At 61.1% G+C, this 14,713-nt stretch carries 14 protein-coding genes; 9 read left to right on the top strand and 5 right to left on the bottom strand.

The genetic code is table 11. From position 1 onward, the window contains the following. Positions 1-142: 142 nt before the first annotated feature. Positions 143-2,380 (bottom strand): ATP-binding protein, encoded by a 2,238-nt coding sequence (locus tag F8N44_RS12030; protein WP_150650462.1) that lies wholly within the window; start codon positions 2,378-2,380, stop codon positions 143-145. Next, positions 2,377-2,991 (bottom strand): biliverdin-producing heme oxygenase, encoded by a 615-nt coding sequence (locus F8N44_RS12025; protein WP_150650461.1) that lies wholly within the window; start codon positions 2,989-2,991, stop codon positions 2,377-2,379. The genes F8N44_RS12030 and F8N44_RS12025 overlap by 4 nt, the downstream gene beginning before the upstream one ends. 275 nt (positions 2,992-3,266) lie before the next feature. Here F8N44_RS12025 and F8N44_RS12020 point away from each other — a divergent pair, with 275 nt between their 5' ends. Beyond that, on the top strand, positions 3,267-3,887 hold the full coding sequence (locus F8N44_RS12020) for a LysE family translocator (protein WP_150650460.1): 621 nt from the start codon (positions 3,267-3,269) through the stop codon (positions 3,885-3,887). Here the strand turns inward: F8N44_RS12020 and F8N44_RS12015 are convergent. Further along, positions 3,884-4,297 (bottom strand): VOC family protein, encoded by a 414-nt coding sequence (locus F8N44_RS12015; RefSeq protein WP_150650459.1) that lies wholly within the window; start codon positions 4,295-4,297, stop codon positions 3,884-3,886. The two genes, F8N44_RS12020 and F8N44_RS12015, sit on opposite strands and share 4 nt — an antisense overlap. A gap of 210 nt (positions 4,298-4,507) precedes the next feature. Between F8N44_RS12015 and F8N44_RS12010 the strand changes: the two genes are divergently transcribed. The 4 genes from F8N44_RS12010 to F8N44_RS11995 all read left to right on the top strand — a co-directional run bounded on the left by F8N44_RS12010 (position 4,508) and on the right by F8N44_RS11995 (position 8,022). Continuing rightward, a complete protein-coding gene (locus F8N44_RS12010; RefSeq protein WP_150650458.1) occupies positions 4,508-5,590 on the top strand; it encodes a bifunctional transcriptional activator/DNA repair enzyme AdaA in 1,083 nt (360 codons plus the stop codon). A 32-nt stretch (positions 5,591-5,622) separates the two neighbouring features. After that, a complete protein-coding gene (locus F8N44_RS12005) occupies positions 5,623-6,420 on the top strand; it encodes an isocitrate lyase/PEP mutase family protein (protein ID WP_150650457.1) in 798 nt (265 codons plus the stop codon). 1 nt (position 6,421) lies between these two features. Then, positions 6,422-7,051, top strand: a complete 630-nt coding sequence (locus F8N44_RS12000; RefSeq protein WP_150650456.1) for a DNA-3-methyladenine glycosylase family protein — start codon at positions 6,422-6,424, stop codon at positions 7,049-7,051. Positions 7,052-7,506: 455 nt separating this feature from the next. Beyond that, positions 7,507-8,022 carry a DoxX family protein gene (locus F8N44_RS11995; RefSeq protein WP_150650455.1) on the top strand — a complete coding sequence of 172 codons (516 nt, stop codon included), beginning with the start codon at positions 7,507-7,509 and terminating at the stop codon, positions 8,020-8,022. 3 nt (positions 8,023-8,025) lie between these two features. On the opposite strand, the gene F8N44_RS11990 is transcribed toward F8N44_RS11995, so the two are convergent. Further along, a complete protein-coding gene (locus F8N44_RS11990; protein ID WP_150650454.1) occupies positions 8,026-9,642 on the bottom strand; it encodes a L,D-transpeptidase family protein in 1,617 nt (538 codons plus the stop codon). 151 nt (positions 9,643-9,793) lie between these two features. Here F8N44_RS11990 and F8N44_RS11985 point away from each other — a divergent pair, with 151 nt between their 5' ends. The 4 genes from F8N44_RS11985 to F8N44_RS11970 all read left to right on the top strand — a co-directional run bounded on the left by F8N44_RS11985 (position 9,794) and on the right by F8N44_RS11970 (position 13,098). Continuing rightward, positions 9,794-10,504 (top strand): murein L,D-transpeptidase catalytic domain family protein, encoded by a 711-nt coding sequence (locus tag F8N44_RS11985; protein WP_150650453.1) that lies wholly within the window; start codon positions 9,794-9,796, stop codon positions 10,502-10,504. Between the two features lie 255 nt (positions 10,505-10,759). Continuing rightward, positions 10,760-11,017, top strand: coding sequence for a DUF2790 domain-containing protein (locus F8N44_RS11980; RefSeq protein WP_150650452.1), 258 nt, complete (start codon positions 10,760-10,762; stop codon positions 11,015-11,017). 9 nt (positions 11,018-11,026) lie between these two features. Then, positions 11,027-11,698: a heavy metal response regulator transcription factor gene (locus F8N44_RS11975; protein WP_150650451.1), complete on the top strand. Its 672-nt coding sequence runs from the start codon at positions 11,027-11,029 to the stop codon at positions 11,696-11,698. Further along, complete coding sequence (locus tag F8N44_RS11970) at positions 11,695-13,098, top strand: heavy metal sensor histidine kinase (protein ID WP_150650450.1); 1,404 nt, start codon at positions 11,695-11,697, stop codon at positions 13,096-13,098. Before F8N44_RS11975 ends, F8N44_RS11970 begins: the two co-directional genes overlap by 4 nt. Positions 13,099-13,289: 191 nt before the next feature. Here the strand turns inward: F8N44_RS11970 and F8N44_RS11960 are convergent, their stop codons facing one another. Continuing rightward, positions 13,290-14,702, bottom strand: a complete 1,413-nt coding sequence (locus F8N44_RS11960; RefSeq protein WP_150650449.1) for an MFS transporter — start codon at positions 14,700-14,702, stop codon at positions 13,290-13,292. Positions 14,703-14,713: the final 11 nt, after the last annotated feature.

The raw sequence follows: 14,713 nt of genomic DNA, 5'->3' as shown, positions 1-14,713 counted from the left end.
TCTGCGTGGGAATGTAGCCCGGGACGCTCCGCGTCCCTTCCAGAGCCGAACGCAGAGCGTCCGTTGAGGCATTCCCACGCAGAGCGTGGGAACGATCAAACCCCATTCGCGAGCAGGCTCGCTCCCACATAAAAATCTACGCTCAGTCCAGGCGCGGCACGGTGAAGCGAAACTCGCTGCCCTGCCCCGGTTCGCTCTCGGCGAAGATCCGTCCGCCGTGGGCTTCGACGATGCCTTGAGTGATATACAAGCCCAGACCCGTGCCGGTCGGGTTGCCTTCTTTCACCGTCCAGTAACGGTCGAACACGTGCGGCAGGTGCTCTTTGGGGATGCCCTCGCCGCTGTCGCGCACGGTGAACACGATGTCATCGCCGACCGACGTGGCATGCACGCCCACACTGCCCAGACGCGGGGTGAACTTGATCGCGTTGCCGACCAGATTCGACAGCACCTGGAACAGCCGCTCGGGGTCGGCGTGAATGCGCAGATCAGGATCGGCGTCGAAGGAAATGCTGATGTCCTTGTCCAGCGCCAGTGGCGCGAGCAGTGCCTGTGCCTCTTCGAACATCTGCCCGACGTCGAGTTTTTGCGGGGTGATGGAGTAGCGCCCGGCGTCGATTTTCGAGGTGTCGAGCAAGTCCTCCAGCAGCGTGTTCATGCGTCCGGCAGCCTGCTGCATGGTGTCGATGGCCGTCGAGATACGCCGTGAAGTGTGCGGGCCGTCCGAGCTGAAGGCCTTCTGCATCATGCCGCAAAGCATCGAAATCACGGTCATCGGATTACGCAGATCGTGGGACACCACGGCCACAAGTTCATCGCGGGCGCGCACTGCTTCCTGCTCACGGCGTACTTGCCGGGCCAGATCGTTTTCCAGTGCTGAACGGCGCAGATCGTTGGCGGCGAACAAGTCGCCGTGGCTCCACTTGGTGGAGATCCCGGCCATCTCGACTTTCCAGATTTCGAACGAGGTACGCGGGCGCAAACGCAGGCCGGCATCGGAGTTTTCCAGGTCCAGCGGCTTGCGCGGATCGCCGCTCCAATTGATGTTTTCCTTGACCTCGGGACGGAACCAGAACACGCCGTTGTCCACAGGTTTCGGCAGGCTCATGGCGAGCACGCCGCTGGCCACCTGCTGATACTGCGCGGCCGGCGGGTAGACGCTAGACAGATGATGACTGGCAAACACTGCCTCGCCACTGTCCTGCAACCACTTGTGCAAGGCGCGAATGTCTTCCGGTTCCGGGCAGTTGCCGTAGCGGTGCAGTTGTTTGTCTTCGATGATGGCGATGCCGCCGGCATTGGTCAGCCCCATCAGCGTTTGCGGCTGGTTGGCCAGGCCGTCGAAGACATTTTGCGGCGAGTCGATCATCGCTTGATTGAGCAGCGCCAACGCCTCGACTTTCTCTTCACGCTGACGGCTGATCTCCAGCGCTTCCATGGCGCTGATCTGCAGCGACAGCACCTGGCCGATGGTCTGACACGCGGCGCGCAATTCGTGCGGCACATGCAGTGGCTGACGATTGCCGCAGCTGATCAGGCCCCAGAGCTTGTCACCCTTGAGCAGGGAAATGCTCATCGACGACAGCACGCCCATGTTCTTCATGTACTGGCAGTGGATCGGCGATACGCTGCGCAGCGTGGCAAAACTCAGGTCCAGCGGCGTGTCAGTGTCCGGGCGCAACTTCGGCAGCAGCGGCACCGGTTGGTAGTCGGCATTGGGGATGATCCGCAGCCAGTTAGTGCGATACAGCTCGCGCGCCTGCTCGGGAATGTCCGACGCCGGGAAGAACAGTCCATTGAAAACTTCCATCGACGGGTCGGAGGCTTCGGCGATGACCTGCCCGTGGCCCTCCTCTTCGAAACGGTAGATCAACACCCGGTCGTAACCGGTCATGGCCTGGATTTCCTTGACGCTGATGTCGTACAGCGCCTGCAAGGTGGTGGCCGCTTGCAGACGCTGAAGCATGCGCCCCAGATGGGTCTGGTTGCCGGCGACATTGCGCGGCTGGAAGTTTTCCACATGGATTTCCAGTTCCAGAATCAGCACGCCTTGATGGCGGTGCAGCAAACCCTCGAACGCGGTGCCGTTGAGCCTGAAGCGCAGCGGCTGCAAGTCGGACAGCGACGGTTGCAGCAAGGCTTCGCGCACTTGCGCCGCCTCAGCGTCGCCCAACAGACTTTCCAGCGGCTGACCGATCACGCTTTGCGGTGCGCGGGCCAGCAGGGTTTCGACGTTGGCGCTGACCTGAATGATCGCCAATGCAGGCTCGCTCAGGGTCAGCAACAGACCGTGAGGCTGGATCGCACCGGGGAAACGAATCGGTTCATCGGCACAGTTGGCCAGCAGTTCTTCAAAGGCTTCTTTGTCTTGCGGGTTCATGCCAGTACCTCCCGGCTTTCGAGCCAGTGCTCGAAACAGCTGAATGTGGTTTGTGCTGCCGTGACGACAGCGGCGCGCTCGGCGGCGCTCATTGGCCGACTGCCGAGGTATTCGATGAAGTCACGCCAGCGCCGACCCGTGGCGGCGCCGTAGATATCAAGAAAGGCCGCGCCGTTGTTGGCTTCCAGGCCTAATCGTGAAGAGATTTCGCGGCGCAGAATCTGCCCGCCGAGCGTCGCACCCTCGAGGACGTAGAGCACGCCAAGGCAGGCAGCGCTTGAGTCGACGATCGGCAATTGCTGGCAGTGCGGCAGGCTTCGCAGCGCCTCGGCGGATACGCTCAGCGCCTGCAAATCCGCGTGTAATGTCTGTGCTTTGAGACGGGGCGCCAGATCAAAATCGGCCGGGACTGCGCCGCTTTGTTGCAGTGCGTTTTCCAGGGGCCAATAGAAGCCGTAATAGGCCTGCATCAACCGCACAAAAGCCTGGGTATCGAGGGTATCGGAGAAAAAAGGAAGGCGTTTTTCCAGCGCGATGTGCAGCTCGGCAGTGCCGGCCCGCAGATCTTGCAGCACCGGTGGCACATAAACTTCACGGGCCTTTGCTTGCATGTAGATCGCTCTTGGTGGGGCCGCCTGGGGCCAAACGGGGTGGGTACAACGTCGGCGAAAGTTTACACGGCAATCGCCGTATCTGACCGGATGGATAGTTCTTTCTGACGAAACCATCACCCTCTGATTGATACAGAGTGAAGGCATCTGCAAAAAGTTCGACCGCATTGCCCAACAGCGCCGGGCGCTGTACCGCGACAGCGTTGCGTGACTGTATGGGTCTGGGCGCGTTGAGGCTGTGATAAAAATATCGCTCTGGTTTCTGGAGTGCCTTCATGGATCTCGCCACGCTCACCCTGTTTCTCCCGGCTTGTTTTGCCCTGAACATGGCCCCCGGGCCGAACAATCTGCTGTCGGTCAGCAACGCCACGCGTTATGGCTTTCGCCGCGCGTGCACGGCGCGCATCGGGCGGATTCTGGCGTTCGCCGGGATGATTGCGCTGGCCGGTGCGGGCCTCTCGGTGGTGTTGCAGACTTCGGAATGGCTGTTCCATGCGATCAAGATCGTCGGCGCGGCGTATCTGCTGTATCTGGCCTGGCAGTTGTGGCGGGCCAATCCTGAGGCCGAGCAGCAGGTGACCGCAGCAACGGTGGGGTTCTTTGCGTTGGCTCGGCAGGAGTTTCTGGTGGCGGCGGGCAATCCGAAGGCGATCCTGTTGTTTACTGCGTTTCTGCCGCAATTCGTCGACCCGACGCGGCCAGTGCCGGCGCAATTCGCTGTGCTCGGCGTACTGTTCCTGCTGCTGGAATGGATTGCCATCAGCGCTTACGCGTGGATGGGCCTGCACATGCGCCGCTGGTTCGCCGAGCCGCGCGGCAAACGGATCTTCAATCGTTGCTGCGCGGGCCTGCTGTCGGCGGCGGCTTCGGTGCTGTTGATGGCCAAACGCGCTTAAGCCTCGGACGGACCTTTGAGTTCGACCTGATTGCCGTCCGGGTCGAAGCAATACAGTGACAAGCCGTAGCCCTCGGCACCGAAGCGGCGGGCGGCTTTTTCGACGCTCAGTCCGTGTGATTGCAAGTGTGTAATGAGCGCCGCTTCATCAAACGGTTCGATGCGCAGGCAGAAGTGATCGACGTTACGCCGCTCGGCCCCGGCCGCCCCGCCGCCCTTGCGGCCGAGTTCGCCTTGCAGGTCGACCAGATCAATCATCGAAGTGCCGGCGCGCAGGTGTATCAGGCCCAGCGGTTCGTTGCGCTTGACCACTTCGGCGCCGAAGGCCCGGTTGTAGAAGTCGATGCTGCGTTGCAGGTCCGCGACGCGCAGGACGATGTGATCAATGTGTTGGATGGAAAACGGATGCATCGGGCACACCTCAACAAACGGTAGGAGCTGCCGATAGCGGCGATCTGGGATTTTGGGACGCGGAGCGTCCCGGGCTGCATTCCCACGCAGAGCGTGGGAACGATCAAGATCGCAGCCTGCGGCAACTCCTACACGGTAGTTCAGGGGATTTGAAAATTCACTGTCGATTTTTCGGTGGAGCCATCGACAAACTGGTTTTACTCTCAGCCCATGAACATACAAACCGCTGTCCTGCCACCCCACGCCGAGATGGTTCGCGCCATGCTCGAACGCGACACTGCCTATGAAGGCGTGTTCTTCACGGCCGTGAAAACCACCGGGATCTTCTGCCGCCCGAGTTGCACGGCGCGCAAGCCGAAACCGGAGAACGTCGAGTTCTTCGCCCATGCCGATGACTGCCTGTCGGCGGGCTATCGCGCCTGCCTGCGCTGCAAACCGCTGGACGCGGCGGCCATCGCACCGGACTGGGTGCAGCGCCTGCTCAAAGCCGTGGAGGCCGACCCGGAGGTACGCTGGAGCGATGCCCAGTTGCTCGCCGAAGGCATCGAACCGCTGAAGCTGCGGCGCTGGTTCAAACAGCATTTCGGCATGACCTTTCACGCGTGGCTGCGCACGCGCCGATTGGGCATGGCGCTGGGCGGAATCAAGCAAGGCACCTCGATTGATCACGCCGCGTTTGATTCGGGTTATGAATCGCTCAGCGGTTTTCGTGATGCCTTTCAGAAGTCCTTCCACATCACCCCCGGTCGCGCCGAACACAGCGAGCCGCTGCTGTTCACCCGGCTGACCACGCCGCTGGGGCCGATGATCGCCATGGCCGAACGCCGTGGACTGGTGTTGCTGGAGTTTCTTGATCGCCCGGCGCTGACCCGTGAAGTCGAAGAACTGCAGCAACGTTACGGCTACGCGGTCGCGCCGGGGCACAACGCGCATTTGCAGCAGATCGAGCAGCAACTGGCGGCGTATTTCGCCGGCAAACTCAGCGAGTTCAGCGTGCCTCTGCACTTGCCCGGCAGCGAGTTTGCCCGGCAGGTCTGGTCGGCGCTGCTGCAAATCCCTTACGGCCACACCAGCACCTACGGCGCCATCGCGGCCGGTTTGGGCAAACCCGGCGCCAGTCGCGCGGTCGGTCTGGCCAACGGTCACAATCGACTGTCGATTGTGGTGCCCTGCCATCGGGTGATCGGCGCGGATGGCTCGCTGACCGGCTATGGTGGTGGACAACCGCGCAAAGCGTTTCTGCTACGGCTGGAAAACGCCGCCGTGCAACTCACCCAACAATTGGCATTCTGACCAACCCCATCAACTGACAAAAAGGATTTTTGATGAACGCGCTCGCTACGCAGTTTCACCAGTTGCACCAGCAAGGCCTGTTGATTCTGACCAACGTCGCCGACGCCACCGGTGCGCGACTAGTCGAGCACCTGGGCGGTAAAGCCGTGGCCACCAGCAGCGCGGCGGTGGCCTGGGCCCATGGGTATCCGGACGGCAACACCCTGCCCCTCGAACGTCTGGTGTCGACGGTCGAATCGATCGCGCGGGTCATCAGCATTCCATTGACCGTGGACGTCGAGGCCGGTTACTCCGATGACCTCGGGCGCGTGGCAGAAGTGCTGGATGCGGTGATCGCGGCGGGTGCCGTCGGGATCAATATCGAGGACGGTTCTGCCGATCCTGAGCTGCTCGCGCGCAAGATCGAAGTGGCGCGACAGGTTGCCAACAAGCGCAATGTGCAGCTGTTCATCAATGCGCGCACCGATGTCTATCTGAAGAGCCTCGTCCCGGCCGAAGATCGCGTCGCCGAAACCCTGCATCGGGCGGAGCTGTATCAAGCGGCCGGCGCTGATGGTTTGTTCGCAGCGGGCGTTACGTCGGCCTATGAAATCGAGGCGATCTGCAAGGGCACTGCGCTGCCAGTCAATGTCCTTGGTTTCGCTTGCCTGCCTTCGCCTGAAGAACTGCAAGCGCTGGGCGTGCGCCGCTTGAGCGCGGGTTCCGGCATTGCCGAATTCCTCTATGGCGCGATGGGTGGGCTGGTGAAAAGCTTTCTGGCCAGCGGCAAACTCGACACCCATGAGCTCAAGGCCTTCACCTATGGCGAAGTCAACGGCTTGCTGAAATAGCATGGCTGATGCCTATCAAGCGGCCAGCGAGTTTCTGGCCGCGCTTGATGCGGACTGGCAGCGCCATATCGCAGCGGTCGGCCCGTGCCTGCATCAACCGCATCCGGCGCGTGATCCGTATGAGTCGCTGGTGCGGGCGATTGCTTATCAGCAACTGCATGCCAAGGCCGGGGATGCGATTGTCGGGCGGTTGGTGGGGTTGTTTCCTGGGCAATCGTTTCCGCGGCCCGAGCAGATTCTTGCGACGGATTTCGAACGCATGCGCAGTTGCGGGTTTTCGGCGGGCAAGATTGCGACGATCCATGGGATTGCCCAGGCGACGCTGGACGGCGTGGTGCCGAATTACGCCACGGCGCTGGCGATGGACGATGAGGTGCTGATCGAGCGCTTGGTCAGTTTGCGCGGGGTGGGTCGCTGGACGGTGGAGATGTTGCTGATCTACAGCCTGGAGCGCATGGATATTCTGCCGGCCGATGACTTTGGTGTGCGTGAGGGGTATCGGCGTTTGAAGGGGTTGGAGGTGCAGCCGACGCGCAGGCAGATGGTTGAGATCGGGTTGGCCTGGAGTCCTTTTCGGACGGTGGCGGCTTGGTATTTGTGGCGGGTGCCGAAACCGTTGCCCTCACCCTAGCCCTCTCCCAGAGGGAGAGGGAACTGATTGGGGGAGATTGGAGATTTACACCGACATGAAATAGCGCCTCTGAATCCACAATAGCCAAGACTTCTCAAACCCATAATCGACTGCCCTCACCCTAACCCTCTCCCAAAGGTAGAGGGAACTGATTGGGGGAGATTGGAGATTTACGTCGACCTGAAATAGCGTCTGTGTATCCATGATCGCCAAGACTTAGATCCATAATCGACTCGGTTTTTCAGGTCGATGTATAACGCAAGACACCTCGGTCGGCTCCCTCTCCCTCCGGGAGAGGGCTGGGGTGAGGGCAAGCTGTCTGTATCGCACTGTATATCCCGAAGCCGCAGACACACCAAAAGCACATTCCCCCACCCCGCCGACACATCCCCGATACACCCCGACGCTGAAATACCCCGGTCGATTCAACTTGCCCAATCCACCGGAGAAGCATCATGACCACCACCCTTTCAAGCGCCGTCAAAGGCTTGCACCTGAACCTCGATCGCGCCGGCACCTGGCTCGCCCCTCTGACCCTGCGCCTGTTCATCGCCTGGGAGTTTTTCGAATCCGGGCTGGAGAAATTCAACGGGCAGAACTGGTTCGAAGACATTCAGGACAAATTTCCCTTCCCCTTCGATCACCTGCCGGCGACGCTGAACTGGGAACTGTCGATGTGGGCCGAGCTGATCTGTGCGCTGGCGATTCTGGTGGGCTTCGGCACGCGTATCTCGGCGATTTCGCTGATGGTGGTAACGGTCGTAGCCACCGCCGCCGTGCACTGGCCCGCAGACTGGTCGTCGCTGAGCGAACTGGCGCAGGGGTATGCGATCACCAACAAAGGCTTCGGCAACTTCAAGCTGCCGGCGATTTACCTGGCCGCGCTACTGCCGTTGGTGTTCGCCGGGGCGGGCAAGTTGAGTATTGATGCGTGGCTGGCGCGGGTGTTCTGGAACAGAAGCACCCGCTAAGGCTCAATGCGCCCGATCTAGCCCGGCGAGCAAGGCGCTGTCACGGCTGTAGATATCCGGCGAGTAACGCACGCGGCCACTGCTGTCGACCTGTGCCGTCCAGTAAGTCATCAGGATCGGCACCGGCGCCGACAGGCGAAATTCGTGGGTGGTGCCGGTGGCCAGCAGCGTTTCGGTACGGGCCTTTTCCGCCGGGGTGAGCAGCAGATCGCGTAACTGCATCGGATGCTCGACCCGCACGCAGCCGGAACTGAAGGCACGCGGGCCTTTTTCGAACAGCGCCTTGCTTGGCGTGTCGTGCAGGTACACCGAAAATGGGTTGGGGAAGCGGATAACCATTTGCCCCAGCGGATTACGCGGCCCGGCATCCTGACGCAGCATGATGTTGCCGGGGTTGTCCCAATCGATGTCCGCTGCCGCCACCGGCTGACCGTTGGCGTCGAGCACTTGCAGGTTCTGTCGACTGAGGAAGGTCTGGTCCTTGCGGATCTCCGGCAGTTTGTCCTCCTTCCAGATGGTCGGCGGCACGGTCCAGGTCGGGTTCAGGGTCAGGCGTGTCACCCGCGATTTGAGCAACGGCGTCTGGCGCTCGGCGCGGCCAACCTGAGTGCGCGTTTGCCACACCGGCACGCCGCCCTGATACAGCGTCAGTTCAGCGGCGGCGACGTTGACCAGCAGGCCATTAGGTTCCATGTCCTGAGCCATCCAGCGGAAACGCTCAAGGTTGACGCGCAATTGTTCACGGCGCGTCAGCGGACTGATGTTGAGTTCGGCAATCGTGCCCGGCCCGACAACGCCGTCGGCCTGCAACGAATGATTGGCCTGAAAACTCTTCACGGCATCGACCAGCATGCCGTCATAAGCGTTGCCGGGCGTGCCAATGACGTGGGTCAGATAACCTTCGCTGTACAGACGCTGAGCCAGTTCCGGCACGCGTTGGTCTTCCATATCCGGGCGCAGCAGCGGCCCGTTGCCCACCGCTTGCCACTGCGGCAAGGCTTTGAGCCGTTGCGCCGCGTAGAGCTGACGCAGATCCTGATATTGCGCCAGACGCGGCCGCGCCAGGTCGAACGCAGCGGGAATGTCATGCATGCCCGGTACGGCGATGGCCAACAATTCCGCCTGACGGTCGCGCGGGGTAGCGTCGGCATGCCACAGCGGTTCGAAGTGCGATTGCAGCAGGCGACCGTAGTGCAAATCCTGCAGGGCCTGAAGATAGTTGCGACTGATGTCGATGTCGGCACACAACTCGCCATCCTGCGGCGCCGTGGCCGCGATCGGATAGCGTTTCGGATTGAGGCCATCATCGGCCAACAGCTGCAATTGCGCCTGCAAAACCGGCAATCGCGCAGACTCACTCGCCCACACCGGCATCCAGTCCTGCTGCTGGTAGAAGGCTTGCAGTTGCGTCAGCGCCGGGCCGTTGAGCTGTGCGGCAATCGCCGGGCAAGACTGCGCCAGGCTGATCATTACGGCCTGCAACGGGCTTTGCGGCTCGACCGGCATTTCGGCCGGTGGCGTTGGCAGTGTCTCCAGCGGCGGCAACGGCTCATCGGCACAAGCGACAAACGGCGCAGCGAGCAAACAAATGCTCAAGTAGCATGCGTACTTTTTGAACAACTGCTTTACTCCAATCCATGGCCGTCCAGATGATGGCCAACCTTACATCAGGTGCGCTTGAGAGTCAGGCTCGATCGACGGGCTTGCGGGTATTGACTGGGAGTCAGGAGCCAAAGTGCCAAATAAGTAGCAAGTGAGGACACTTTATAAAATGTTGACGTTTTTGCGCCGACTTCTGCTGACTGCCACCGCTATCGTCGTGACCAGTCCAGTTTTTGCCGCCGGCAAACCATCGCCGGTTCTCTACACCAGCCTCGCGCACGCCGCGCCAGAACTCAATCCCCAAGCGCTGAAAGGTGCTTTGAACGCCATGCAATGCGCGGTCAACAACGGTGCGAAACCATCCCGCCATCTGGCGATCATCGACTATTCGCAACCGTCCACCGAACGCCGCCTGTGGATCTTCGACCTCAGCAAAAAGAAATTGGTGCTGCGCGATCTGGTCGCCCACGGCTCCAACTCCGGGGAAAACTTCGCCACGCAGTTTTCCAATGTCGAAGGCAGTTACCAATCCAGCCTCGGCCTGTTCCGCACCCAGGAAAGCTACAGCGGCACCCACGGTTATTCGCTGCGCATGGACGGTCTGGAGCCAGGCTTCAACGACATGGCCCGCGATCGCGCGATCGTCATTCACGCGGCCAGTTATGTGAATCCGTTGTGGAGCAAGAAACAGGGGCGCATCGGTCGCAGCCAGGGTTGCCCGGCGGTTCGGCCGCAAATTGCCAAACAGGTGATTGATCGTCTGAAGAACGGCCAGTTCATGTTTTCGTGGTATCCGGATCAGCGCTGGTTGAAGTCGTCGCCGTATCTGAACTGCCAGCCGCAGCAGGTGGCGAGCATTCTCAATACCCACGCGAGCTGACCGAACACCACAAATCCCCTGTGGGAGCGAGCCTGCTCGCGAATGCGCTGGGTCAGACACTTTAAATGTGTGCTGACATACCGCATTCGCGAGCAGGCTCGCTCCCACAGGGATAGTGTTCCTTCAGTTAAACCGTTTTCATCCGTTTCATTACAACTTTGTCATTCAGCTGTCGGTTTGCCGTGCGGATCGCTCGGTAGCCTGAAGTTGTCCCGGCGCCAATGCCGATCAACTTCGAACACTGAGTGACTGACCATGAAAACCCTCCTGCTCGCCTTCACCGCCCTCCTCGCCAACGGCAGCGCGTTCGCCGCGAACACGCCCGACAACGCCGTGATTCATGACAAATCCGGCTTCTACGTCAATCTGGATGTCGACAAAGTACTGTCCAGCACCGATATTTCACAGGCGTGCGGCGTGGTCCCGGCGCAATTGAATTACCTCGACCATCAGGGCCGCGAACATGTGCTGGACTATCAGGTACAAGGCAGCGGCTGCATCAATGACCATTGAGACTGATCGATGAATATTCTGGTTGTCGAAGACGAACCCAAGGCGGGCAACTACCTGCTCAACGGTCTGCAGGAACTGGGTTACAGCGTCAGTCTCGCCCGCGACGGTGCCGACGGCCTGCACCTGGCGCTGGAACACAGTTTCGATGTGATCGTGCTCGATGTGATGATGCCGAAAATGGATGGCTGGGAAGTCCTGCGCCGGTTGCGCAAGGAAGCCGACACGCCGGTGCTGTTTCTCACCGCCCGCGACGATATCGCCGACCGCGTCAAAGGCCTGGAACTGGGTGCCGATGATTACCTGATCAAGCCGTTTTCCTTCGCCGAACTGGTGGCGCGCTTGCGCACCCTGACCCGGCGCGGGCCGATTCATGAAGACGAACAGCTGCAAGTCGCCGACCTGCAGATCGACGTGCTCAAGCGCCGCGTGAACCGTGCCGGTGTACGAATCACCCTGACCAACAAGGAGTTCGCGTTGCTGCAGTTGTTCGCCAGCCATACCGGGCAGGTTCTCGCCCGTTCGCTGATTGCCTCTCGGGTGTGGGACATGAATTTCGACAGCGACACCAACGTCGTCGATGTCGCCGTGCGCCGCTTACGGGCGAAGATCGATGATCCGTTCCAGCTCAAGCTGATCCACAGCGTGCGCGGCATCGGCTATCGCTTCGATACGCAGCCATGAGCGGCCATCGCCCTTATTCGCTGACCTTGCGCCTGGCACTGGTGTTCGCCCTGCTTGCGTTCGCTTCGCTGGCCGGACTCGGTGCCGCGCTGTACAACGAACTGGAGCAACAGTTGATCCGCCGTGATGACACCGCGCTGGTAAGTCGCGTCGATCAGTTGCGCACCTTCCTCAACGACAGCAACACCCTGGAGCTAATCAAGAACAAACCGGCGCTGTTCCAGAACATGCTCGGCAACCGCGAAGCACTGCTGACCATCGGCGCGCCGGGGCAACCGCCGCTGCTGGTGGTCAACCCGGGCAATCTGAGCACGCCGACGCTGCCGGCGGTGCCCGTCGATCATGCGATGACGCTGAAAGACGTGCAGCATCTGCCTAGCGTCGATGGCGTACCGTTTTCGGCGGTGGCGGCAAGTATCGATTCCGGTGAACTGGGCAGTCTGCAAGTCACCACCGGGCGCCTGATGAGCGAGCGCACGGCGATGCTCGCCAATTACCGCTTGAGTGTTTATGGCCTCGCTTCGTTGGCGGCGCTGTTGCTGGCGGTGGTGGGCTGTTTGTTGGTGTATCGCGGGTTGTTGCCGTTGCGGCGACTGGCGAAACACGCTCATGGCATCGGTGTCGGCAACCTTGGCGAGCGCCTCGCCAACAGCGGTGCGCCACGAGAATTACAGCCGATGATCGAGGCGTTCAATGCCATGCTTGATCGACTCGCCAAGGGCTTTGCGCAGTTGAGTCAGGTGTCCACCGACATGGCCCACGAGTTGCGCACGCCGATCAACAATCTGCTTGGCGAAACCCAGGTTGCGCTGCAGCAGAATCGCAGCAGCGAGGCCTATCAACAGTTGCTCGCCTCCAACGTCGAAGAGCTCGAACGGCTGACGCGAATGCTCGACAACATGCTGTTTCTGGCGCGCACCGATCCGGCCAGTGCCCTGAGCCAGCGTCAGGAACTGGATGCGGCGGATGAAATGCAGCGCATTGCCGATTACTTTGAAGGCCTCGCGGCGGATGTCGGCGTGAGCATCGAGGCGCGTGGCAGCGGTGTGATCTGGGCCGAGCCGATGCTGTTGCGCCGCGCGCTGGCCAACCTGTGTGCCAATGCGATCAAGTACGGTGCGGCGAATTCGACGGTGCAGGTGGAGGTGATTGCCGAGCCGCAGGGCAGTTATTTACGGGTGCGCAACCACGGCACAACCATTGCCCCTGAACACTTGGCGCGGCTGTTCGAACGCTTCTACCGTGTCGATCAGTCCCGTGAGCGTTCGGCGCAATCCAACGGCCTGGGCCTGTCGATCGTGGCAACCATCATGCAGTTGCATCAGGGCCGCTACAGCGCCAGCAGTGTCGATGGCATCACCTGCTTCGAACTGTTCTTCCCGGCCCGGCAATCAACATAAATAGCCAACACACCACAAATCCCTGTGGGAGCGAGCTTGCTCGCGAAAGCGGTGTGTCAGTCACCGGAGATATTGGCTGTACCGACCTCTTCGCGAGCAGGCTCGCTCCCACACTTGATCTCGGTTCGGCCGGAGACCTACCGATCAACCCGCCCCCCTGTGGGAGCGAGCCTGCTCGCGAAAGCGGTGTGTCAGTCACCGGAGATGTTGGTTGTGCGGGCCTCTTCGCGAGCAGGCTCGCTCCCACCGTTGAACTGCGCTCGGCTGATGATCAACGCCGTGAGCATCAACGCCACCGCGACGCCAAAAGTGATGTGCAATCCGCTGGCAATCGCCGTTGCAGGCGCCTGTGTCGGATCCCCCGCTGCCAGCGCAAACACCGCGCCCATCACTGCCGCGCCGGTGATCAACCCAAGGTTGCGCGCCAGCCCGAGCATCGCCGAAACCACGCCGCGCTGATCCTGACGAACCCCGGCCATCAATCCGGTGTTGTTGGCCGCCTGAAACAACGCATAACTGATGGCGACCACGGTGATCGGCAACAAATACCCAGGCAGCCCCAGACTCATTGGCAACAGCGCCAACAAAGCGCAGCCGCAAGCCATGGCGAACAATGCACCCGGCACGATCCGCCGCGCACCGAAGCGATCCACCAAACGTCCAGCCGGCACACCGCCAAACGCGGACAACAACGGCCCGACCGATAATGCCAAGCCGACCACGGCGCTGTTGAGGCCCAATCCGCGACTCAGGTAAAACGGTCCCACCACCAGCGTGGTCATCATCACCGTCGTCACCAGCAACGTCAGCGTCAGGCTGCTGCTCAGTCGCGCGTCGTTGAACAGCGACAAGCGAATCAGCGGCGCCTTGGCCTTCTTCTCGACCACGACGAACAACCCGACTCCGAACAGGCTGGCCAGCAACAACGGCAACGTGAAACCTTCTAGCGTCATTGCCAGCGCATAGGCTGCCAGCGTGAAAACCAGCACCGCGCTGCCAGAATAATCGAACGCCATGCGCCGCCCCGCTGCCCGATCCGCCGGCAAATAGCGGTACACCAGCCACGCATTGAGCAAGCCCAACGGCACGTTGAGCAGAAAAATCGCCTGCCAGCCGACGTGCGTTATCAACAGCCCGCCCAGCGACGGCCCAAGACTGGTGCCAGTCGCCGACATCGTCGCCAACAAACCCATCGCACTGCCCGCCCGCGACTTGGGCACCGCTTCTGACACCAGCGCCACCGTCAAGGCGAACATGATCGCCGCGCCAACGCCTTGTACCGCTCGTGCACCGATCAACCAAGCAAGTCCCGGTGCCAGCGCACAGGCCAACGAGGTGCTGGTGAAAATGCCAATCCCGATCAACAGCAATCGCCGCCGTCCAAAACCATCGCCCAACCGCCCGACGCTGACAATCAATGTGGTGATCGCGAGCAGATAAGCCAGCACGATCCATTGCACTTGTTGAAACGTCGCATCAAACGCCGTCGCCAGAATTGGCAGCCCAGCATTGGCGATGCTGGTGTCCAGCGACGGCATCAACATCGACAAGGCCAGACTGGTCAGCGCCCAGCGGGCGGGAGTGCTCAGGGGTTCTCGGGACATGGGAGGTTCGC

The organism is Pseudomonas fluorescens (assembly GCF_902497745.1).
GTDB classification, from domain to species: Bacteria; Pseudomonadota; Gammaproteobacteria; order Pseudomonadales; family Pseudomonadaceae; genus Aquipseudomonas; species Aquipseudomonas fluorescens_BM.
The sequence above is the reverse complement of the archived record's forward strand: the minus strand, read 5'-3'. Positions and strand labels throughout refer to the sequence as shown.